This is a genomic window from Methanolobus sp. ZRKC3 (genome assembly GCF_045291275.1).
In the GTDB taxonomy this organism is placed as follows: domain Archaea; phylum Halobacteriota; class Methanosarcinia; order Methanosarcinales; family Methanosarcinaceae; genus Methanolobus.
Genome location: NZ_CP146982.1, coordinates 1308908 through 1331267, shown reverse-complemented (window position 1 = coordinate 1331267; position 22360 = coordinate 1308908). Strand labels below are relative to the sequence as shown.

Annotated in this window: 23 protein-coding genes and 1 pseudogene; 11 read left to right on the top strand and 13 right to left on the bottom strand. The window is 41.5% G+C overall.

What is annotated here, in order from left to right:
• Nucleotides 1-582: 582 nt before the first annotated feature.
• Nucleotides 583-1167 carry a hypothetical protein gene (locus V7O66_RS06665; protein WP_406662424.1) on the bottom strand — a complete coding sequence of 195 codons (585 nt, stop codon included), beginning with the start codon at nucleotides 1165-1167 and terminating at the stop codon, nucleotides 583-585.
• 145 nt (nucleotides 1168-1312) lie between these two features.
• On the opposite strand from V7O66_RS06665, the pseudogene V7O66_RS06660 reads away from it, so the two are divergent.
• Nucleotides 1313-1423, top strand: a pseudogene (locus tag V7O66_RS06660) (CRISPR-associated protein Cas1); the annotation flags it as partial.
• A gap of 40 nt (nucleotides 1424-1463) precedes the next feature.
• Here the strand turns inward: V7O66_RS06660 and V7O66_RS06655 are convergent.
• Entirely contained in the window at nucleotides 1464-1946 is a 483-nt protein-coding gene (locus tag V7O66_RS06655; protein ID WP_406662422.1) for a PEF-CTERM sorting domain-containing protein, read from the bottom strand.
• 243 nt (nucleotides 1947-2189) lie between these two features.
• Between V7O66_RS06655 and V7O66_RS06650 the strand changes: the two genes are divergently transcribed.
• Nucleotides 2190-3092 carry a cache domain-containing protein gene (locus V7O66_RS06650; protein ID WP_406662420.1) on the top strand — a complete coding sequence of 301 codons (903 nt, stop codon included), beginning with the start codon at nucleotides 2190-2192 and terminating at the stop codon, nucleotides 3090-3092.
• Between the two features lie 214 nt (nucleotides 3093-3306).
• On the opposite strand, the gene ade is transcribed toward V7O66_RS06650, so the two are convergent.
• Both ade and V7O66_RS06640 read right to left on the bottom strand, forming a co-directional pair.
• The gene (ade, locus tag V7O66_RS06645; RefSeq protein WP_406662418.1) at nucleotides 3307-5031 is read right to left on the bottom strand and encodes an adenine deaminase; all 1725 of its coding nucleotides are present in this window, start codon (nucleotides 5029-5031) and stop codon (nucleotides 3307-3309) included.
• A 68-nt stretch (nucleotides 5032-5099) separates the two neighbouring features.
• The gene (locus tag V7O66_RS06640) at nucleotides 5100-5747 is read right to left on the bottom strand and encodes a phosphoribosyltransferase (protein WP_406662416.1); all 648 of its coding nucleotides are present in this window, start codon (nucleotides 5745-5747) and stop codon (nucleotides 5100-5102) included.
• Between the two features lie 362 nt (nucleotides 5748-6109).
• On the opposite strand from V7O66_RS06640, the gene V7O66_RS06635 reads away from it, so the two are divergent.
• The 6 genes from V7O66_RS06635 to V7O66_RS06610 all read left to right on the top strand — a co-directional run bounded on the left by V7O66_RS06635 (nucleotide 6110) and on the right by V7O66_RS06610 (nucleotide 12720).
• Nucleotides 6110-6901: a cache domain-containing protein gene (locus V7O66_RS06635; RefSeq protein ID WP_406662414.1), complete on the top strand. Its 792-nt coding sequence runs from the start codon at nucleotides 6110-6112 to the stop codon at nucleotides 6899-6901.
• Nucleotides 6902-7112: 211 nt separating this feature from the next.
• Nucleotides 7113-8603, top strand: a complete 1491-nt coding sequence (gene putP, locus V7O66_RS06630) for a sodium/proline symporter PutP (RefSeq protein ID WP_406662412.1) — start codon at nucleotides 7113-7115, stop codon at nucleotides 8601-8603.
• 86 nt (nucleotides 8604-8689) lie between these two features.
• The gene (locus tag V7O66_RS06625) at nucleotides 8690-8860 is read left to right on the top strand and encodes a hypothetical protein (protein WP_406662410.1); all 171 of its coding nucleotides are present in this window, start codon (nucleotides 8690-8692) and stop codon (nucleotides 8858-8860) included.
• 24 nt (nucleotides 8861-8884) lie between these two features.
• Nucleotides 8885-9184 carry a hypothetical protein gene (locus V7O66_RS06620; protein ID WP_406662408.1) on the top strand — a complete coding sequence of 100 codons (300 nt, stop codon included), beginning with the start codon at nucleotides 8885-8887 and terminating at the stop codon, nucleotides 9182-9184.
• Between the two features lie 274 nt (nucleotides 9185-9458).
• Nucleotides 9459-10355, top strand: a complete 897-nt coding sequence (locus V7O66_RS06615; RefSeq protein ID WP_406662406.1) for a cache domain-containing protein — start codon at nucleotides 9459-9461, stop codon at nucleotides 10353-10355.
• A 1810-nt stretch (nucleotides 10356-12165) separates the two neighbouring features.
• Nucleotides 12166-12720, top strand: a complete 555-nt coding sequence (locus V7O66_RS06610; protein WP_406662404.1) for a PEF-CTERM sorting domain-containing protein — start codon at nucleotides 12166-12168, stop codon at nucleotides 12718-12720.
• A 166-nt stretch (nucleotides 12721-12886) separates the two neighbouring features.
• Here the strand turns inward: V7O66_RS06610 and V7O66_RS06605 are convergent, their stop codons facing one another.
• From V7O66_RS06605 to V7O66_RS06565, 9 genes are all read right to left on the bottom strand, one after another.
• Nucleotides 12887-13084, bottom strand: a complete 198-nt coding sequence (locus V7O66_RS06605; RefSeq protein ID WP_406662402.1) for a hypothetical protein — start codon at nucleotides 13082-13084, stop codon at nucleotides 12887-12889.
• Between the two features lie 265 nt (nucleotides 13085-13349).
• Nucleotides 13350-13535 (bottom strand): hypothetical protein, encoded by a 186-nt coding sequence (locus V7O66_RS06600; protein ID WP_406662400.1) that lies wholly within the window; start codon nucleotides 13533-13535, stop codon nucleotides 13350-13352.
• Nucleotides 13532-13792, bottom strand: a complete 261-nt coding sequence (locus V7O66_RS06595) for a hypothetical protein (protein ID WP_406662398.1) — start codon at nucleotides 13790-13792, stop codon at nucleotides 13532-13534. Before V7O66_RS06595 ends, V7O66_RS06600 begins: the two co-directional genes overlap by 4 nt.
• A gap of 151 nt (nucleotides 13793-13943) precedes the next feature.
• Nucleotides 13944-14237, bottom strand: coding sequence for a hypothetical protein (locus V7O66_RS06590; RefSeq protein WP_406662396.1), 294 nt, complete (start codon nucleotides 14235-14237; stop codon nucleotides 13944-13946).
• Nucleotides 14238-14363: 126 nt separating this feature from the next.
• The gene (locus V7O66_RS06585) at nucleotides 14364-16103 is read right to left on the bottom strand and encodes a DNA polymerase (protein WP_406662394.1); all 1740 of its coding nucleotides are present in this window, start codon (nucleotides 16101-16103) and stop codon (nucleotides 14364-14366) included.
• Nucleotides 16103-16666 (bottom strand): hypothetical protein, encoded by a 564-nt coding sequence (locus V7O66_RS06580; RefSeq protein ID WP_406662392.1) that lies wholly within the window; start codon nucleotides 16664-16666, stop codon nucleotides 16103-16105. Before V7O66_RS06580 ends, V7O66_RS06585 begins: the two co-directional genes overlap by 1 nt.
• A 238-nt stretch (nucleotides 16667-16904) precedes the next feature.
• On the bottom strand, nucleotides 16905-17042 hold the full coding sequence (locus V7O66_RS06575; RefSeq protein ID WP_406662390.1) for a hypothetical protein: 138 nt from the start codon (nucleotides 17040-17042) through the stop codon (nucleotides 16905-16907).
• Between the two features lie 166 nt (nucleotides 17043-17208).
• The gene (locus tag V7O66_RS06570; RefSeq protein WP_406662388.1) at nucleotides 17209-17346 is read right to left on the bottom strand and encodes a hypothetical protein; all 138 of its coding nucleotides are present in this window, start codon (nucleotides 17344-17346) and stop codon (nucleotides 17209-17211) included.
• 375 nt (nucleotides 17347-17721) lie between these two features.
• A complete protein-coding gene (locus V7O66_RS06565) occupies nucleotides 17722-18993 on the bottom strand; it encodes a tyrosine-type recombinase/integrase (protein WP_406662386.1) in 1272 nt (423 codons plus the stop codon).
• Between the two features lie 62 nt (nucleotides 18994-19055).
• Between V7O66_RS06565 and V7O66_RS06560 the strand changes: the two genes are divergently transcribed.
• From V7O66_RS06560 to V7O66_RS06550, 3 genes are all read left to right on the top strand, one after another.
• Nucleotides 19056-19271, top strand: a complete 216-nt coding sequence (locus tag V7O66_RS06560) for an Lrp/AsnC ligand binding domain-containing protein (protein ID WP_406662384.1) — start codon at nucleotides 19056-19058, stop codon at nucleotides 19269-19271.
• 105 nt (nucleotides 19272-19376) lie between these two features.
• Nucleotides 19377-21245, top strand: a complete 1869-nt coding sequence (locus V7O66_RS06555) for a DNA topoisomerase VI subunit B (RefSeq protein WP_406662382.1) — start codon at nucleotides 19377-19379, stop codon at nucleotides 21243-21245.
• Complete coding sequence (locus tag V7O66_RS06550) at nucleotides 21246-22355, top strand: DNA topoisomerase IV subunit A (RefSeq protein WP_406662380.1); 1110 nt, start codon at nucleotides 21246-21248, stop codon at nucleotides 22353-22355.
• Nucleotides 22356-22360 lie beyond the last annotated feature (5 nt).

The window sequence follows — 22360 nt, the reverse complement described above, 5'->3', positions numbered from 1 at the left end:
TGAGCTTTTGGTTTGAAATGGCTTTTTCCTAGGAATCAATTACATGGTCTTGATTTCCTTCATTATAATTTGATGTGCTCACCCTTGAAGTGGTATTTATATTTGGGCTCTGTAGAAATCCTCAATATTCAGGCAACAATCAGATTTAAAAATATTATCTAATGTGTTGCACGATATTAGATTATAATCTCAATTCCAGTTAATGGACATCGATTTTGATAGGTTTTCTACAGAGCCTATATTTGCTTATTTAAAGTACAAATGTAATGCAATGCTTTGGATTAACAATAATCAAAAACTGTGCCTTATCTTTGAAAGAAGATATGTATTTTCCTTATACGAAGGCAGGTAGCTCTGTCAGGCCAAAGGCGATGGGCTTAGGACCCATTCTCGTAGGAGTTCGTGAGTTCGAATCTCACCTCTCGCACTACTTCTTATATAGTGTTCATTGTCTAGTCGATAACTGCGGTCTCATTGGCTGACGTAGGGCCTATCATCACCATGCTATGAACAGGCAGGAGTTCATCCATATGAATGCACGTGATTCACACATTCCATTCTATTCCCTATCTGTAAAGAGTATCAACTCCAGTAACCCCTGACATATGACCTTGTATTACACAGATAGGGTGTTACGAACCTGAGCAGAAGAGGAGTTATAAGGATTGTAACAACCAGATTGCCAATGAACCATCCCTGGAAAACGATTCTGTATTCAGACCATGGAACGATCCCCCCGGCAACAAGTACGGAAGAGCCCCATAAAGCACCCACCAGATTATTGAGGAAAAACCCGAATACAAGAAAAATGGCCACATCCCGCCGAGTCTTCAGGGTGATATCGGCGCCCAGTGAAACGAAGGCAACAAGCGGTATCAGAACCTGCCAGAAATCAGCAAGAGACCATATTATGTTTAGTGAAAGTGGCATATCGATAAGAGTTCCCGCACCTATCAGACAGCCTAGGTAGGCAGATAGAGCACCCCACATACCATACCACAGCCCAAAAGCGATCATGAAAGCAACTGCAAAATATATTCCAGATACACCCGGAGCCGGAGATATCGGGGAATTGACAATTGCAAACCTTGAAAGGAGTGTGTTAATAAGGATCAGAATTAAAAAGATACTTAGATGCGTTAATAAAGAATCTTTTTTAGATTCCATTTAAAATCCCTCTTTTATCTTTGATTAATGTGAACATAATCCAAAACCCCCGCTGAATATACATATAAACAATTGTAGAAATACATTAATAAATCTTTCTAATTCTTGCTTTGGAGAGAGATAGATGGCTAATAAGGAAGAAGATGGGTTCCTTAAGGGTACTTTGCATTACATGAAGCAGAATGCAAAGAGTGATAAGCCGTTTACTCTGAATGCTCATGTTAGGGAGAGGTTGGATAAATGGGGAGTATGTTGATAATGATGATTTTACTAACAATAAAAATAGATTGAGGAGATTATTCCCTTCTCCTCATGAATACAAATGCCAGTCCCATTATTGCAAGTATCGGTAAAGTTATTGTTGGGAATTCAGGAATTTCATTATCCTCAATGCCGAAATAGTGACTGGAATCTGTATCAGATATCAGCAATCCAACCACCTCATCCACAGCTTCCACAGTACCTACGTTTACATACTGGCCAGATTCAGCTGTGCTAGTCACTGTAAATTCCACGACTCCATTTGCTCCGAGATCGTCTATTGTGCCGATTTGACCAATCTGGTCATCGGTAACCTTAATCTCGACCAGAGTTATGTCACCTGTATTTGTGACCACATATTTCCACTGAACTGGGTCACCAACAGGGATCTCTGGACCGGGTGCAACATCAGCATCATACCAGATGCCATCCGTGCCTAGTGTCAGTTTCTCGATATCAATATCTATCGCTCCCGCTGTTCCTGCTGCATTCCCCGCAGACATTATCAGAAATATCAAGGATATTCCAATACAAACAACCATATTCTGTTTAATTCTGATTTCAATTCCCCCATGAATTCATACAAAACCTGAGTTTTTGCATATTATTTAGATTTGCTTTACACTGCACTATATTCTTTGTGAAACTGTGATTCGAAACAGTGCTCCTCAAAAAGTTAACAGGGTTGACAATAATCTATATTCTTGAACCAATAGTCGTATTTATTCTAAAAATAATACATGATATGGGAGTGTTATGATATGATTGAGCTGAAGAAAGTAGTTTGCGTTCTATTGACCCTTGTAATGTTCTTTGTAGTTGCAGGGTGTGTGCAACCAGATGATACTGGTGAAGACGAACAGGGTATAATAGTTGAGGGACAGAATGAACTGGCTTCCCAAAGAGAATTTACTGCCTCACAGGTCAATTCAGCCGTCGAGTTAATAGAGGAGGAAGGGGAGCAGGCTTTCCCGCAGTTCAGGGAGAAGAACAGTCAGTGGTTCCATGATGATTTCTACATCTTCGTCTGGAGAACCGATGGAATACGTGTGGTATATCCACCTGATACCAGCGGTGAGGGGCAAGATGTGAGCAATCTTGAAGACTTCAACGGTAAACCAATAGGTCAGATGTTCATAGATATGGCCCAGAGCGAAGAAGGAGAGGGCTGGATTGATTACTACTGGCCAAAACCCGGTGAGACAGAACCCTCAAATAAATACACCTTCAACAAAGCGGCATCCTTTGATAACCAGACCTACATTGTGGGATCAGGGTTCTATATTGATGACTACGTTTACACCAAAAATCTCGAAGACGTTGAACATTTCACCCGCTTTGGAAACATATTACTTGGAGAGTTTTTCCACCCAGCAAGAGTTGATAGAAATTTGAATGTAGATTACAGCATAGCCCATGTGATAGTCAAGCCTAGCCATTCCATCGCCCCTCACATGATGAAGAACCCCGAGGTATACTATGTTCTTGAAGGAAAGGGTGTGCTCTACATAGAAGATGTGCCATTTGAACTGAGCAAAGGAAAGCTTGTCCACATACCTGCAAACTCAAAGCAGTACACGGAGAACACAGGGGACACCGACCTTGAGTTCTTTGCAATAAACCAACCTGCCTGGGCAGAGGAGAATGAACAAATCTTGGAGTGATCTATCATTCCACCTTTTTTAAAGAGGTAAATATTAGTTTCTCATCCAGCGACTCTGTAGAAAAACCATTTTCTATTTAATTCTCACTCATTTTTAAACTGACTTTTAGATAAATTAAAGAAAAATATGAAAGATGGAACTCTACAGGGCCAAATTAAGTGACTTTTTAAAAAGCGCTGCTTGTTATTGATGGCTGCAAAATAGACAAATCAAGTCAGAATATTATCAATTCGAATTTCTTCACATCAAACAGTCCCATATCAGTCAAACGGATATCAGGTATCACAGGCAGAGCAATAAAAGAATGGGTAATAAAAGGAGCCGGGAGTGTGCAGCCCATATCTCTTATAGTTTCGTGCATGTTTTCCAGTTTATTATTCACTTTTTCTATAGGCCACATACTCAACAAACCTGCAAAAGGCAAGGGCAGGCTATCTAGCACTTCATTATCCTGAACAAGCACGATACCACCATTCATTTTGCGGATAGTGTTGGCACACAATGCCATATCTGAATAGTTAGTTCCGGTTACAATGACATTATGGCTATCATGTGCAATACTTTGCCCGAGTGCTCCTGATTTTAGGTTTAAGCCTGTGATAAATCCACGCCCTATATTTCCATTCTTGCCGTGGCGTTCGATTACGGCTGTACTTAAGATATCCTTTTCTATATCAGGCACTAGAAAGCCTTGACTGTCGGTCTTGATCTCTTCTTTGACCATTTCGGTGAGTATTTTATCTGGAAATACTTTGATGACGTTTACTGGAACCGTTTTTTCTGGAATATCAATGAGCTGCAGGTCTTCGGCTGCAATCTCTTTGTATTTGATAGTGTTGAATACATGGTCAGGGTAACTGAAAACAGTTTTATTGGTTTTAATGGGTGTGCCGCCAGCAAATACCGAATGAATCTTAAACTCTTCCAGATTATCCAGGATTACAAAGTCGGCTTTTCTCCCTATACTAATAGAACCCACCAAGTGTTCTATCCGATAATGCTTAGCTGTGTTTGTAGTGCACATTGAAATAGCATCCAGTGGTTCAAGTCCCAATATAATAGCTTTTTTCACTATAGCATCCATGTAACCATGAATAAGGTCCCCAGGATGATTATCATCTGTGATGAAGAACACATTTTCAAGCGAAATCTTATCTTCAATCAATCGAGGTAGGAAGCTGTCAAGTGATTTTGCGGCCGAACCTTCCCTGACCATCAGTTTCATGCCAAGTCGCAGTTTCTCCAGTGCTTCTTCATATTCAATAGATTCATGGTCTGTAGAAGCGCCGGCGCACATATATCCCCCTAGCTTGCTTCCGCGGAGTCCCGGACAATGTCCGTCCACTAGAAGTCTTCGTTTAAGTGCCGCATCAATCATGGCAATCTTTTCTTTATCTCCTCTTAGCACATCGGGATAGTCCATCATCTCAGCCAACCCAATTACATCATCATTATCCATCAGCGCTTCTGCGTCCTCTGCACTAATCTTTGCCCCAGAAGTCTCAAAAACAGTTGCAGGCACGCATGATGATACGGTAACGAAGACGTTCAAAGGTAGTGTTCTTGCTTCTTCAAGTACAAGTTCTATTCCCTGCCTTCCGAGGACATTGGCAATTTCATGCGGATCGATCACAACTCCGGTTGTACCGTGTGCCAATGCAACTTTGGTAAACTGGGACAGGGTGACCATACTTGATTCAAAATGAACATGGCCATCAATAAGACCTGGTGAAAGATAGCGGTTGTTAATATCAACAATGTGTGTTTGTGCACCTTTGAGTTCCGAAACATCACCGATACCTACAATATAACCGAATTTTATTGCGACGTCACCAGCTAGGATTTCTTTTGTGTTGACATTAACGATCCTGCAGTTCTCAAGGATGGTGTCTGCTTTGAGCATTCCAATTCCGGCAAATATCTTGTCTTCCAAACGCATTTGACTCCCCTACCCATTATTGCGATTGTCTACAACCTACAAAATAAAAAGCTAAAATACTATTCGATTTACTCTGAAAGACCTGTTCTTCTCCATTCTATATTCTTTTCATTATCAATGCGTTCCAATTCTCCCCTCAGACTAAGGTCATCAAGTACTTCCATAAGATCTGACTCATTTATTGTAATATTGTAACGAGTATCAAACTCCGTACAAATTTCCAGAGCAGTTAAAGTTCTGTCAGCAATTATATTTTCAGTAAATCCTGCAAGATCTTCATAAGCAGCCCATGGGTAAATGATCCAACGCCATTTGACAACTTTTTTAGCATAATAATCCGGCACGAAATCAGAACATGTTTTGTGCTGTAGGACTGCTGTTTTAATCTCTGCAGGTTCAAAGCGTTCCAGGTATTCTACGGCAAGACTCAGTGTTTTACCTGTATCTGTAACATCATCCACAACAAAGATCCTTTTACCATGGATATCAACAGAAAGGGGAAACTTTAGCTTTACTGTCTCTTGAATATCTGCAGCTCTTTTGTAGTGCTCGATCTTTATTGTTGTCAGGTCATCAAAAAGCAGAAAATCGCAGATCAACCTGGCAGGCACATAGCCACCCCTGCCAATTGCAATTATGATATCAGGAACATATCCTGACTCTTTTATTTTTTGAGAAAGTATCTTCGAAAGATTATGTGCTTCTCTAAACCCCATCAGATCACATTTAAATGCGTTACGATCAGCAGGTTGTTCTCCATTCCCGGTTCTCATTAATATAGAATATATTCTCATTCTGTAAAAAACATTTCGAAATTCGGGTTCCATAGAAATGCCCCATCAAATTAGAATGGAGAATAAATAATCTGATAATCTCACCTAATCTTTATTAATACAAACCCTAATTCTTATTTATGAAAACTCATACAACCCTTTTTGTTATTACACTCGTGCTGATAGCTGTCCTTGGTGCCGGCTGTATGGACACCGATACCACTCTTCCTCAGAACCAATCGGAGGCTACGCCGACCGACGCGCTGTTGCCAGCTTCCAGTTCCACCGTATCTCCAGGGGAACTCGTGGCATTCGTCGAGATAGCTTATGAATATGCACACGTCCATGGACAGGAAGCTGCTCTCAGGGAGTTCAATAACCAGACTGGCCAGTTCGTTGACGGCGAACTCTATATCTTCGCCTACGATACCGAAGGCACCACACTGGCCCTTCCATTCCAGCCCGAGATCATCGGGACGAAACGGTGGAACATTACGGATGCGAATGGCACCGCATATATCCAAGATATGGCAGCCACCGCACAGTCCAGCGGGGGCTTCGCCCGGTATCTCTATGTAGACCCCACAGATAACTTCACGGTCAAACAAAAACTCAGCTATGTGATGATGGTGGACAGGGGGTGGTTCATCGGAGCCGGCATCTACGATCCGCAGGAGGATTCGCCGGTCGTGAGGATGGGCACAAATCCTCAGGTAAGAGATAGCCTGGAATCCTTTGTAGAGGAAGCGATTAAGTATGCCCATACGAACGGAAAGGATGCCGCGATTGCGGAGTTCAATGATCAGAACGGTACGTTTGTACGCGACAATCTCTACATCTACGCCTTCGATTATAATGGAACGACCCTGTCGCTCCCCCATCAGCCCCAGTTGATCGGAACCGACCTCTCCGGGCTTCAGGATCCCTACGGTGTCAATTACACCCGAGTCGAGATCCTTCTGGCACAACACGGCGGCGGCTACATCTTCTACCACTACTATAACCCATCCCACAATATGACCCTTGAACCCAAGATGAGCTACGTCCAGAAGGTCGATGATACCTGGTGGCTCGGTGCGGGAGTCTATTTGAGCTAATAAAGATGACGGATGCATCCAGATCCCCTTCAGTTCTTTGATGCATCCACTTCTTATTCTATACACCTTTCGAAAGTATAGATCATGTAGAGCAGAATCGCTTTGCAAAACAGTCGTTGTTCAAGGATTTTAATGCTTCACTGATAAATTATAACATTAATAACGGAAAAACTGTATCTCAAGGACCAATACCCACAGGAGAACATTAGTCATGGAAATCACATCTGACAACCAGAGTGTTGCGATCATAATTGCATTATATCTGCTTTTTATGCTAACGATCGGTTTTTACTATTATAAGAGAACTGAGAACCTGTCCGACTATATTCTTGGTGGCAGGAAATTGAACAAATGGGTAACCGCTTTAAGTTCCCAGGCATCGGACATGAGCGGCTGGCTGCTTCTGGGATTACCCGGTTATGCGTACCTTGCAGGAATGGAAGCGATGTGGATCGCCATTGGACTGGGAATCGGAACATACCTTAACTGGAAGTTCGTTGCCAAGAGGCTTCGTAAATACACAATGGAAGCAGGCGATGCTCTCACTATCCCGGTATATCTCGAGAACCGTTTCCGTGACAAGAGCAAACTCCTGAGAACGATCTCAGCCCTGTTCATCCTGATATTCTTCCTCTTCTATACATCCTCCGGTTTCGTTGCCGGCGGTAAGCTTTTCAGCACGGTCTTCGGGGGCGAATATGTCACAGCGCTTACCATCGGAGTGCTTGCCATCATCTTCTATACTTTCATGGGAGGATTCCTGGCAGTCAGCTGGACCGATTTCTTCCAGGCCCTGCTCATGATTCTTGCTATTACATTAGTACCTCTGACAGCCATGAACGGACTTGGAGGTATCTCTTCGACCACTGATATCATAAGGACCATCGACCCAAGCCTCCTGAGCCCATTTACAGGCTCTGACGGAACCATGATCTCACTGATGGCAATCGTATCCCTCATGGCATGGGGCTTCGGGTATTTCGGACAGCCACATATCCTTGTGCGTTTCATGGCGATCAACAAACCTGAGGAGATCAAACAGTCCCGTGCAATAGCAATGTCATGGGTAACCATCTCCCTCGCATTTGCAGTGTTCGTCGGTCTTGTGGGAAGGGCATATGTCCCGGAGTTCCTTGCAGGGGCAACAAGCGAGACCGTGTTCATAGTAATGGTCAACAGCCTCTTCCACCCGGTCGTTGCAGGAGTAATGCTGGCAGCGATCCTGGCAGCCATAATGAGTACTGCTGACTCACAGTTACTTGTGGCATCTTCTGCTTTTACAGAAGACATATACACGCTGCTCTTCAAGTCAGATGCCAGCCAGAGGCAACTTGTCTGGATGGGACGTTTCACGGTTATCGGAATCTCCCTTCTTGCATACTATTTCGCACTCGACCCGGAAAGTTCAGTCCTTGAACTTGTAGCCTATGCATGGGCAGGATTCGGTGCAGCTTTCGGCCCTGCCATCATCTTCTCACTGTTCTCAAAGAAGATGACAAGGAATGCAGCACTTGCCGGAATACTCATTGGTGGTACCACGGTCATCGTCTGGAAACAGCTCTCAGGCGGAATCTTCGATCTCTACGAGATCGTGCCGGGATTTGTGCTTTCAAGCATTGCTATCATGCTGATCACCAGATTTGGTGAGGAGCCGGAACAGGAAATTCAGGAAGAGTTCGAGAAAGTTCAGAGGTCGGTCTGAACTTTTGTTTTTTGTTTATTTAGAACTATTCCGGAAAGCACCATCAAAAAGAACAGTTCGAGGAACATCTGAATTGTGCAGTGCCCATGAATTCAATCATCTTCCATGGTGATCTGTTTGTCGCTGAACTCGGGCTGGAACCCGGAGCAGCACGTCTTGTAAAAGTAAACGATACGGAACGCACAACGCTTGCCACAGGACTTGCAGTACCTGTAGGGATTGCAGCAACAGAAAATGACCTATGGGTAAGCGGCTGATTCACAGGTATGGTGTTGTAAATAGTGAAAGATGGCGAAATGCTTGCTCAACCAATGCCAGTTGCAACTAACTTGTCATTCCCGGAAGGTCTTGCTGTGGATGTGAATCTACTGATTGCCGAAACAGGTACCGGAAGCCTATCGAAGATTGACCTCCAAACCAGAGATATCAGTAACATAGCCGAAAATCTCGAAGTTGGTGTACAAGCAATTCTCGGCGTCTCACCTACATATATATTCAATAGTGTGGATGTGAGTCCTTCGGGTACGATCTATGTGACAGGCGACATATCAAATATCCTCTATCACATTAACGCCAATTAATGACCTGTACGATGATGCTCGGATTACATGAATGGTAGATAATCTGAGCTTCATGGTTTCCAATCTCCATGTCTGCTTAATCACAGTTGACTGGAGATTTATTCTTTTTGATACGAGATTAATAGCTATCTGAAGGACCCAATCACCGCAATCTATCAAAAAGTTCCAGTTATACAAGCATGTAACTCCCACTTCAAAACTTACTATAATCGATATTATTGAACCAATAGTCGTATTTATTCTAAAAACATACATGATATGGGAGTGTTGTGATATGATCGAGTTGAAGAAAGTAATTTGTGTTCTATTAATCCTTGTAATGTTCTTTGTAGTTGCAGGGTGTGTGCAACCAGATGATACTGGTGAAGACGAACAGGGTATAGTTGAGGAACAGAATGAACTGGCTTCACAAAGAGAATTTACTGCCTCACAGGTCAATTCAGCCGTCGAGTTAATAGAGGAGGAAGGGGGGCAGGCTTTCCCGCAGTTCAGGGAGAAGAACAGTCAGTGGTTCCATGATGATTTCTACATCTTCGTCTGGAGGACCGATGGAATACGTGTGGTGTATCCGCCAGATGTCAGCAGAGAAGGACAGGACGTGAGCAATCATGAAGATTTCAACGGTAAACCAACAGGTCAGTTGTTCATAGACATAGCTCTCAGTGAAGAAGGAGAGGGCTGGATTGATTACTACTGGCCAAAACCCGATGAAGCAGAACCCTCAAATAAATACACCTTCATCAAAGCAGCATCCTTTGACAACCAGACCTACCTTGTGGGGTCAGGGTTCTATATTGATGACTATATCTATACCAGGACTCTTGAAGATCTGAATTACACTCGCTATGGAAACATATCCGTTGGATATCTCCTCCACCCAGCAAAAGTTGAAAGGGATCTTGATGTGGATTACAGCTTTACACATGTGATGATCGATGCAGGGGAATCGATTGAACTTCACAGGATGAATAACTCCGAGGTATACTATGTTCTTGAAGGTGAAGGCGTGCTCTACATAGAAGATGTGCCATTTGAACTGAGCAAAGGAAAGCTCGTCCACATACCTGCAAACTCAAAGCAGTACACGCAGAGCACTGGAGATGTTGACCTTGAACTCCTTGTTATAGACCAACCTGCCTGGGCAAAAGAGAATGAACAAATATTGGAGTGATTTTTTCAATCCACCCCAAGTTTGACAGTCTTGACCCTTTTCTAAAGAGACTGTCTTCTTTTTGTCCCATTTTTACCCACTCCACCTATAATACGGCAAATATGGAGAAGCAGCAATAAAATCGGTTAACGCAATGATATCAAACAAAGGAAATAACCCTCCAGATGTTTGGCATTTTATCACATCTGATCTCTTTGGCGAAGGAACTGCCATCTAGTTTTACTTAAACTAGGGAACCTCGAAATTGGCATGTATTTCCCTTGCGTTTCAATATGCCTTTTCATTTTAAGACGGAAAACGACCTTTCTGGAAGAGGAGTTTTTTGAACGTTGTAGTTTCTGGCGGGAGATGAATCCTTTCCCATAAGGATAGGTTTTTACTGCTGATATCTGAGAGATTCTGCAGGGGATTTACCAAAAAAGCTACGAAATATTGTTGTTATAGTAAAATAGCATGGGAAAATAGAGCCCACACTGGTGAATGGTATTAAGATTCAAGGATGGGATATGTAGAAGCCCAGAGGCGGCATAATCATCCTGAACGGTGGATAAAGGTCCATAAGAAACTATATTCATCTTCTGGGGGAAACTCAAAATAAGGCAAAAAGAGGTATCTTGGGAGATATGTCTATCCTGTTCCTGCACAGCTGGGGAATGTACTGGACTATTTTTTTGAGAATAGAAAGCCTCCTTCAAGATCTTCTTGGAGTGGGACTCTTTTAATGTGCACTGGAAAAGCAGGCATTGGACTCCAGGTATAAGCGGTAAAACAGTAGGAAAAGCATAGGTACTTGGTAGTAACTGCAGACATCCCTCGTAATATGATTTGCTTGTGCTAGGGACATGATACGCTAACATCAATGAACCATTACCAAGGATTGCCATTTACTGAGGCTGAGAAAATAGAGATCAAAAAGAGGCTGACAGGATGGTTCTAACCTTCCGATTATACAAACTAATCGGAAATTATTTTCCACGCAACCAACCGATAACACAAAACCCGAGATAGTATAAAAGGGAAAAGGCGGTTTTCTAGTATGTCGTTGGAAGTTGCAAAAGTGTTACTTTTTGCTATCATCATGAACTTTACATGAATAATACACATTTCCACATATGATCTGAAAGGTTTTATCAGTCCATGGCAACATGAGTTTATGACAATGGATACACCTGTCAAAACCATATATAAGATGACGAAACAGACCTTTTATGTATAATATCAATAGCTGGATTTGATACCTCTTTATATTGATTTCCTTTACTTGGCGGTTTAGGCAGGCACATGTAGTGCGCACTTATAGTGACAAAGCAGTGACCACATCGATGTTCATTAAAAAGCATGCAAGTGCCTCCCAATTACGCTTTCCTTTATTTGGCAGTTTAGGTAATTTCTAGTAATATGCAGCAATTTGTTTTTTAATGAACAATATATTAATTGTGATTAAGCAATTATGTTCATAAAAATGACCATAAAACCAGCCGTTGTCACCTTCTTCTATGAAAACATCTCTTTCAATATTGAATACAGATAATATATGTTCATCAGTACTAATTGTAAATTCTGCATAGTTAAAGAATAAAATAAAAATAATTAAAAATGACAATATTATTTTATATTTCATCCTCTGCACTTCCTTTATTTGGCGAAGTAGGAATAGGATGATTGTATTTTTATCTTTTAAATTAATGCCGTTTACTTTTTAAGTAGCAACGTTCCGAATCACAGTTTCACAAAGAATATAGTGCAGTGTAAAGCAAATATAAACAATATATAAAAACTCAGATTTTGTATGAATTCATGGGGGATATAAATGAAAACAAAATTAATTTGTTTGCTTGTTGTTCTGATGCTAGCGATGGTAGGATCCGCAAGTGCGGAAACCGTAAAGATCAACTTCAATGATTTGGGTGCTTCGGTATATGTTGGTACACATTATCCTGGTTTGACGTTTTCAGGGGACGCCCTAACTATACCTACCATATTTTTCCCTGCCCCATCTCCACCAATTTTTGTAGCCTCCGAGACAGGTTCCATGAGAATTGATTTTGATATGCCGGTTTCAAGGGTTGGCTTTATGTATGCAACTTTCGATTCAATCTGTTACCTTGAAGCATATGACAGTAGCGATAACCTTTTAGATTCGGTCTCTGCCCCTGGTCTAGGGCCATATTTTTGGAATCCCATTGAGGTAAGCAGTTCAACCCCGATAGCTTATGTAATATACCACGACACTGAGGCCAGAATTGCACTTGATGATCTGGAATATGATACAGAATGTAATGAAATCCCAGAGTTCCCAACCATTGCACTCCCAGTAGCTGCAATACTTGGACTGGCATTCTTCTTCCAGCGCAGGAAAGAGTGATTCTTAAGTGAAGGGTTAAGGTCCCTTTGCTTACTTTTTTACTCTAAACTCTTAATCCACCACTAACACCAAACCCAGCTGAGAACCTTGGAACCTTAACAGGCTTCTTAAACAGCGCATTGAAAGCACCTGACAAAGCATCCACCTGGTCACCTTGTTTCCTTTATTATGGGTTCTCGGAATCTATATTCTTCATGAGTTCTATTACCTGAACCAGTTCTGAAGAATCGAAACCACCCTGATTAGGGTAAAATTTCCATTGATTATCAGAGCCTAGTTCGATAGTACCATTCTGATATTTTCCATCAGCTACAACATTGTAACCGGGATAACTAGGAAACTTTGAAATTGTAAGTTTACTCATCTTTCACACTTCCTTTATTATGGGTACTAGGAGCCAGAAAGGCCTATCATATCCCCTCCCAGAAACCTACATAATCCTTCAGGATGATGGATACAAAGAAGTAGGGACTATATTCATCTTTCATAGAAAAGTCAGAATATGGAAAAAAAGAGGTCTCCAGGGTATACGGTCATCCTATGCATGCACACTTGGGGGGTGTACTGGACAGCTTTCTTAGAGGATAGTTTATTTTATCCAATATGATGGATTATCGAAGCAACAATAATTATACTTCCTCCGCATTGGGGTTAACCACCTCTATTATCATAAGTTCGTCATGTGGATGTTCTTGCTTGTACTGTTCTATCTGTGCATCCAGTTCATGGTCTATATTCATGAATGCTTTAAAGTCACCTCGATTCTTTTTCTCTTCGATTGCTGCAAGCCTTCTTTTTATTTCAGAATGGATCATGCATTCCCCTCCAGCTGATCAAGCCTTGTTTTTATTTCTTCTAACTCCTGTTCCTTTAATATGGAATTATGTGCCTGCATTGCTTGCACGAGCACACGGAGGTACTGCAATTTGATACTGTCACCTTCGCGTTCCCTGAATCTATCGGCTGCAAGTCTGATACGTAGTGACTCCACCAACCATGAGGAAACATCCAAAAGTTTCATTCGGTCGATATTTTTTGCAGAATCAGAGCTTATCCTGTCTTCTTTAACCATTTAAACCGCCCTCCATTGCTATTTTTATCACGAAGTTGGTACTTATGTGTCACATATTCTTCAATATATATATGAAAGTGAATGGTTTTAAAATTTATGACAGTTGTTAGGTTGAAAAGTAAAAAGCTAGGAGATCCTGGATATATCCCTCTCAATCCAACAGTAAAGTAACTCGGGGGGCACGACCTACGCCCCGATTCGTTTTTATAATACCAGCTTTTTCTAGATATCCCAGTCCCCTAGAAACACCCCGCTCATTTATATTAAACTTCTTTGCCTTCTTATATGATATAGCCAGATCTTCTGTTTTCTTTGTAACTCCTGAAAGATACCACAGATACAAAAATACCTTTATAGCATTTTCTGGGAGCACTACAATTCTATATATGTGTCTAAGTGGAATATTTTTTATGAAAGGTTCCTCTAATTTGCTTGATTTAACCATTTACCATCACCACCTCATCACTATTAGTATTTAAACAAATAATAAATAAAATAAAATATAGGACGGGTAGGACAATTTGTCCGTTTAAACTGACAATTTGTCCGTCTAAACAGACAGTTTGTCTGTTTAAGTGGTCCATGTTACATCACCTTCAAGTGTCTCTAATATGCCCATAATTTTTTCCCAGGTCTTTGCACCTCTGGGATCTTGATACCTGTCGGGCCATTTTATCAGATCTACATCAGTCCTTATTCTATACCCTTGTCCTAGAACTATTTCCGATGCATCCTCCATTAATTTTTGTGCTAAAGGTATAATGCTCTCTATTTCATCCTCATAACATTCAACCAGTAAGGCATCATGGATGGGTGCCACAATGTGGATACCCTCCCTTTTCAAAAGTATGCATGCTATACGCAGAATCTCTGCACCTGTCGCCTGTATTGGCCAATTTTTAATGGTCCGCTCTTTACAACCAGCACCAATAACCCAAAAGCTCCAGCCCAGACAAGTGGTTATTTTTCTGTTCAATAAAGTATTGTTGAATACTTTTGAGTTCCAATCCCAATATGTTTTGTAAACCCTGTGGTGGTGTCGTAGTAATTCCTTTGCGTGTGCTGGCGTTTTTCCCATACGATATGCCAAAGAATCGGCTCCCATTCCATATTGAACTCCTAGGACACATTGTTTGAATGCGTCCCTTATCTCTTTGTGCGTAGTTTTTGTAGCATTCTCCGGTGCTGCTCCTGCCTGCTTCGCAAATGCTAGATAAGGATCACCGGATTTATATGCCTCCTGCATAGCGACATCACCGGAAAGGACAGCAGCAATATAAAACTCCTGCTGAGAATAGTCAATATATCCGAGAGCTTTTCCCTTCTCTGGCGTTATCAAGTTCCTGAGCCAGACAGCAGGTCCGAAAATAAATTTTTTTGTACTGGGAGAGTTCCGGCCTGTTTTAGTATTGTAGGGGGATAAAAGGCAACGGTTCCTATTATCGTTACCTATGGCTATCCCGTTTAATTTCAATTGTCCAATAATAAACCGGAGATCCCTTAATGGTTGGATCTCTGGGTAGGCTTTTGCCATGTCCTTAAAGGTGTCATCATTTGTTTTCAGATTACCTTTTTCTGTCCTTGGCCACGGTATACCATTTCTAGTAAGGTAGTCTTCAAACAAGGACATCTTGAATTTTAAACCTTCATAAACCCCAAAATCAGAATCTGTCTCTTTAATTAATAGTGCCTTTATATCATCCCATTTATCTAAAAGTCTGGTCAAAGTTTTTCCGTCCAAGGGGGTGCCTCGGTATTCCATCTGGGCAATGGTTTCCATGTATTCGCCCCTAAAAAGTGCCCTAGGGACGTCTATTTCCGGTGACATTGCTTTGTACAATTCGCAGGTGGCATCAACATCGGACTGGCAATAGTCCAGAATATCTTTTTTTTCTTGATCGGTAAACGGAGGGCCTTGTAAAATCCTATCTCTCATACCTTCCTTATAGGCGTCAGCTGCTGTTTGAATTCCATATCTGCTACATGCACTCAATAAACCTCTTCTGATTCCTGGAAATCCATTTGTTAAGTTCCTATATTCGGCATATAGATCAATCGTACTCTGTGGAAGGTCCCAACTTAAAGACAGGTGACAGCCCCACTCAGCACTTGCATAATATGCTACCGATAAAGACTGCTCGTCGATAGGGTATGGTGGCTTTTTGGGGGCATCGACCCCCTGTAGCCATTCTCTAATGATTTTGCCTGTGTGGACCTCTTTTGCGACAACACAAACAGGGTCTGGTTTCTCCCCATCTGGTGCCATAAATTCAAAGTCAACTACCCACGTCTCTCTAAATTGTGGATGCATCAGACCTCACCTCTAAGGCGCTTCAATACTGGGTGGTCGTTGCTGTCAATTATACGTCCCTTGAAGGCTATGTTTATAGCTGCTTCAAGGTTTACAGGCTCTTCCGGCCAATCAGGATCATCAAGTTGTGTCGCAGGTTCATAGCGGATATAAGCTCCAAGGCTCATGTCTGCCATAATTTTGACCCAGTTTGTTTTCGCTACCTCATATGCTTCCATCCTTGAGCGGTGGTATTCGTTGTGCTTACCTTCAACATCTGGTAATCCAACGTCCGTCAAAAACAAAACATTAGTAGTGTATGTGATTGCGGTATAGATTCTGACGGGCTTTAAGACCCCGAAAGCTTCCAATTCGGGGTAAAATTCAGGCATTACCAGATATCTTTCATCCTCTCCATCCATCATGTCAGCAATGGCCAAATCTACACACCATTCCGGCTCTGGCCGAATCCTAAAGAACTCCGTTTTCTTTGGTTTCCTGACTGGAATTGTTGTTATCACTTTCTTTGCAACTATGCCGCTTTCGTAGGAGGCCGGAATCTTTAAGTCATTTAAATTGATCATTCATTTCCCTTCCACTATACTTCAATACACCTTTTTATTTTAGCACGGAAAACTGTCTTTCTGTAAGAGGAGTTTTTTGTATGTTGCAACTTCTAGCGGGGGATGGATCCTTTCCCATGTGATATGGATGCAAAGGACATTTGGTGATAGAACATTCTGTAACTTCTTTTCTTGAGTCACAACAGCAAGCTAGGCAATTTTGCCTGATAGCACGTAGGAGCTCAGTTTTTGTAGTCATTCAATCATCCCTCACAATTTCATAAATTGCATTCGCCAGTGCTCGCTCAATTATGTCGTTCGACTGTTTCCAGTGCTTAATAACATCAGGATTCTCTGAATGGACTTTTTTTGCCCATTCTTTAAAATTTTCATTCATATATTTTCCTCGATATTGAGGACCACACCAGGCAAAAGAGATTAAAATAGTGTGTATATAGCATAAGCTATATATGCTAACGATTCAAAAACCATTTTGTAGAGACGGTTGATTGAATCAATCTCTTTTGACCGTACACAACGTGGGCGCGTTGTGTGTGGTCACTTCATGCAATTTTTTGATTCATCTTTTCCTTTAAGATTTGATTAACGTATGTTGATCTCTTAGCTATCCCCCTTGAATGATCAATCCATTCAAGAACGTTTTTTTCCAATGTCATATTTGTTGCTATTACATTTTGCATTACATTTCCTCCGAATACATGTCTGACACATATTCTATAGATATATAAAAACAGAAACAAGCTCTTATATATATTTTTTTGACCGTAGCATGGTAAAAAAGAAAAAGATGCCATATTATGGGCTATGCCCAGCTTCCATATATGGTAGGTGGGCATGGATGCCCTGCCACATACACCCAAAGATATATATAGTAACTAAATCGCTGGATAAGTACATCGCATATAGCAGGAAAAAATAAAGAGGTATTATATGGTGCGTGGATTACACCTAAATAATTTATTGTTTGAAATAATGGTTGTGCCCTGCGGATATCCTGTCTGTGGTCTGCTATATTACAATCATAACTAGGCACCACAGGCAGGGAATGTGATAGGTCAGTTTTTAATAGCCTTTGCGACCTCAGCTTCAATGGCCTTTTGGATATCACATGGAAACAGTTTTAATCCTTCACTCTTAAGAGCTTCACGCTTTTTAATATTTTCAAGTTCAGATTTCAGAGATTCAAATTCACCGCGTTCAACCTTGTAATATTCCTTAGCTGCCTTAAGATCTTGGTTTTCTTCTGTGAGCTTTTGGTATTCAGGTGTGCTTGTAACATCAAGGTCTTTTTGAATTGTGAGGTATGGTACAAAAGCTTTGTATATATCCCTTAATTTATCTGCTTCAGCTCTGTAATATGCTCCTTTGACACCATCAAGTGCATGACCCATAAAATACTCCCCCCGCTCACTATCGAAGCCCGCATTTTTCAATGTAGTGTTAAAAAACCTTCTCATGTTATGGCTGCGGATCAGATTCCACGTTCCTTTATTATTGGATAAACCTGCCTTTGCCGATAATACTCTGTATGCTTTAATTAACCCATCAACGTCAAGTTTCCTTAATCCCTCGTCATAAGTATCTAGATACTCATCTGACACGTTCTTTTTGATAAATAGATAACCAGCGTTGCCATAGATTTTTTGTTTGTCAAGCTGTACTTGGATTCTGGGATCATTGACATTGTGTGTTCTATTTCTGTATTCCAAATATTTCCTAATTGCTCGTGTAGCTTCTGGTGATATGAAGGTAACGAAGTCTTGTCCTGATTTCCCACGCCTAATGAACAATGTTGTTATTTCACTTTCAGTGTCATAACCTTTATTGAACTGCTCAATTGTAAGTTTACAGATTTCTTCGGCACTCAAACCGGACGAACAACCAGTCAAAATAATTGCCCTGTTACGCAGACAACAAACATTCAATGCTTTTCTAATTTCTTCTTTGTTTGGAATATCCAGATGTTCCTCTTTTGGCTTTGAACGTTCCCACCTGGGCATTTTTGGTAATTCGTGGTCAAAAGACCTGTAAAAAGATTTAGGACCGGAAAAGTCATTGAGTTTTGTATTTATTGCCAGGTCCTGTGAATCAAGCCAGTTTCTGTAAGATACTAGCTTTTTCTTAATCCTGCGTTCTCTAGGCAGCACCCCTTTCTTAATGTCCTCATCTGCTTCCTGCAATAGTTCATCGGGGTTAAGTCCTGTGAACTTAACGTATTTTAGCATCCCTGTAAGGTAATTACGTCTTGTATTAGGCCTAGGGTTAACTATTTCCATCCATTCCCTGACCGTTTCGTATTTAACCAAATCTTCCCTTTTCATATCCATCACATGCACTTACTAAATTCATATTATAGGAGATATAATGTATGACCGTTATTGGATGCACTATGGTGAATGTTTTGCCTGGTAATGAACGGGTTGCTTACAATGAGCTTAACCGGATCGAAGGTATCAAGGACATATATCACGTTTTTGGAGAATATGATTTTGTGATCATTATTGAAGTTGATGACCTTGGTAATCTGAATAGTATTGTTGACCTTATCCGGGAAACTGATAATGTGACTGCAACTCAGACTATCGTGGGTGCTGAATTGAAATAATATTCAAAACCCATTTATATTTTCTACGATATTTATTTATCTATCTTTATTTATCTATCCTATTACTTTGATTTTCTATTAACATTGGAAGAGGAAGATTCTCTTATGTCAGCTCCAATTGCAGAAGAACTTGCTAAAAACCAAAAATCCATAAGTGTTGCAGAATTCTTTGAGAAGAACAGGCAGATACTTGGTTTCGATTCGGCCCCACGCAGTCTTATCACAACTGTCAAAGAGGCAGTAGATAACTCTCTTGATGCCTGTGAAGAATCAGAGATATTGCCTGATATTCTGTTGCATATAGAGCGCTCGGAAAAGGACAACGTTGTCATAATAATTGAGGACAATGGGCCTGGTATAATAAAGGAGCAGATCCCAAAGGTATTTGCTAAGCTCCTTTACGGATCACGTTTTCATGCCATCAAACAGAGTCGTGGGCAGCAGGGTATAGGAATTTCCGCATCAGTACTTTACTCCCAACTGACCTCAGGCCACCCTACAAAGATCATTTCCAAAATAGGGCATGGTGAGCCGGCACATTACTATGAGCTGATGATAAATACCAGCACCAATGATCCTGAGATCCTCAAAGATGACATCGTAGACTGGGACCGTCCTCACGGAACTCGTATTGAGATGGAAATGGAAGCTTCATATGTTAGAGGAAGGAGACAGTCAATATTCGAGTACCTCAAAGCAACTGCAATTGTGAATCCGCACGCAAGGATCACCCTTGTCGAGCCGGATGGCAATGAGGTAATGTTTGAGAGGGGAACAGATAAATTACCTGTTCCTGCAAAGGAAATCCTTCCACACCCATTGGGAATCGAGCTTGGTACTCTCATGAAAATGCTTCGATACACAGAGAGGCAAAAACTGAGTCCTTTCCTACGTTATTCATTCTCGAAGATCGGTCACCTCACAGCAGAGGAGATATGTAAGGCATCAGGACTCGACCCTGAGGAAGATCCTCATGATCTGAACCGCAATCAGGTCAAAAAACTTCTGGAAGCCTTCACAAAAGTGAAGATAATGGCACCGCCTACTGACTGTCTTTCACCTATTGGTGGGGAACTTATTTACAAAGGACTTGAAAAAGAGTTCAACGTGGATTTCATAGCAACTACTACCCGCACAGCATCAGTATTCTCGGGTAATCCTTTTGTTGTTGAAGTGGGCATGGCGTATGGTGGAGAACTCCACAAGGATGACCGCGTTGATATAATGCGTTTTGCAAACAGGGTCCCTCTTCTGTATCAACAGGGTGGCTGTGTTACAACCCATGCCATAGAGTCTATAAAATGGAAACAATACGGACTAAATCAGCCCGGAGGTGGATTGCCCAGCGGACCACTTGTCATTCTTATCCACGTTGCTTCCACAAACGTTCCATTCACATCGGAATCAAAAGACGCGATTGCCGATATCCCTGAGATAAAGGATGAAGTAGAGCTTGCCATTAAAGAGGTTGCCAGGAAGCTTAACCGTTACCTTAACAAGCAAAGTTCCCTTAAGAAGCGCCGTGAAAAAGAGATTATTATAACAAAAGTACTTCCCAGAATGGCTGAAAAGCTTGCTGAGACTCTTGGCAAGGATGTTCCGGATATCAATCCCGTAGTTGCAAAGGTTATGGGCAACCTCCTTGTTGATCGGCACATTAAGAGTAATGGTAATGGTGGGGCTGATGTTTCAATAAGGGTGAAGAATTTTTCCGGGAAAAAACAGGAACTGAAAGTACATGACATGCTTCCATTTGAGATAGAAGGTCCGGTGCCTGAACCTAAGATAATTACGATGGGTAATGATTTTGACTATATCTGGGATATGGTGATATCTCCTGATTCATCCAAAGTTATCAATTATTCAGTGGCAAGTCTTGATGAAAATGAAATTGCCAGATTACCATCATTGATAGTTGAAGGGCTGGATGAAGAACTTGTTACTGGTGCAAAGGCAATAAAAGGGGTGAACTAAATGGCTAATGATATATCTCCTCAGAGGATCGAAAACGATGAGATCGCAAAGAATCGTCTTCTGGGTCTAAGTAGTAATCTCTATAATCAATTTGTGGATGAGGTTATTCCAAACGTTACTCTCCCAAGCCGTACAAAGAACAACATTGAGTATAGTGAAGAAAGTGATGTCTGGGTTTATGGTGATAGGGAAACTGAGAGAACTGCCAAGACTGTAAAGGGTGCTTTCCAGCTTTTGAAATCAACCCATGTGGTCGATTTCCTATTGGGCAACCATATAGGGCAGAACCGAGGTTCTACTTTAAGAGAGTTGTATTATATTTCAGAGAACTGGGACATAGCCAAGTTCCGCGAACAGCCTGAAAGTGACAGGCTTATCGAGGACCTTGAGATTATTTCCGGTCTTCAGAGAGAGTACTTCCATATGCGTCCTGAGGAAGATGGCGCAACCATGTTCGGACCAATACGTCTGCGTGAGCAAACCAAACGTGGTGACAGGGTCATCCACTGCCAGGAAGATATTGGGGAAAGTGGTTACCAGATCCCATTCAATGTTGAGAATATTGAGTTCCTTGACCATGATGCTGATTTTATCATTGCTGTTGAGACTGGTGGTATGTACGCAAGGCTCATTGAGAATGGTTTTGATGAGAAGTACAATGCAATATTAGTTCACCTTAAAGGTCAGCCTGCAAGATCGACCCGGCGTATTATCAAACGCATGAATGAAGAGATGAACATTCCGGTAACTGTTTTTACTGATGGTGACCCTTGGTCATATCGTATTTTTGCTTCGGTTGCATACGGTGCTATAAAAAGTGCTCACTTGTCCGAACACATGGCGACACCTGGTTCTCATTTCATAGGAGTTCAGCCTTCCGATATAGTGGAATACGAACTTTCAACGGATAAACTGACAGATAAGGACATAAGTGCGCTGAGAAGTGAGCTTACAGACCCCCGTTTCGAGTCAGATTACTGGAAGGAGCAGATAAGTTTACAACTTGATATTGGCAAAAAAGCTGAACAGCAAGCATTTGCAGGAAAAGGTCTTGACTTTGTCACGGATACTTACCTGCCAAATCGTTTGAGCGAACTTGGTATCATATAAAGAGC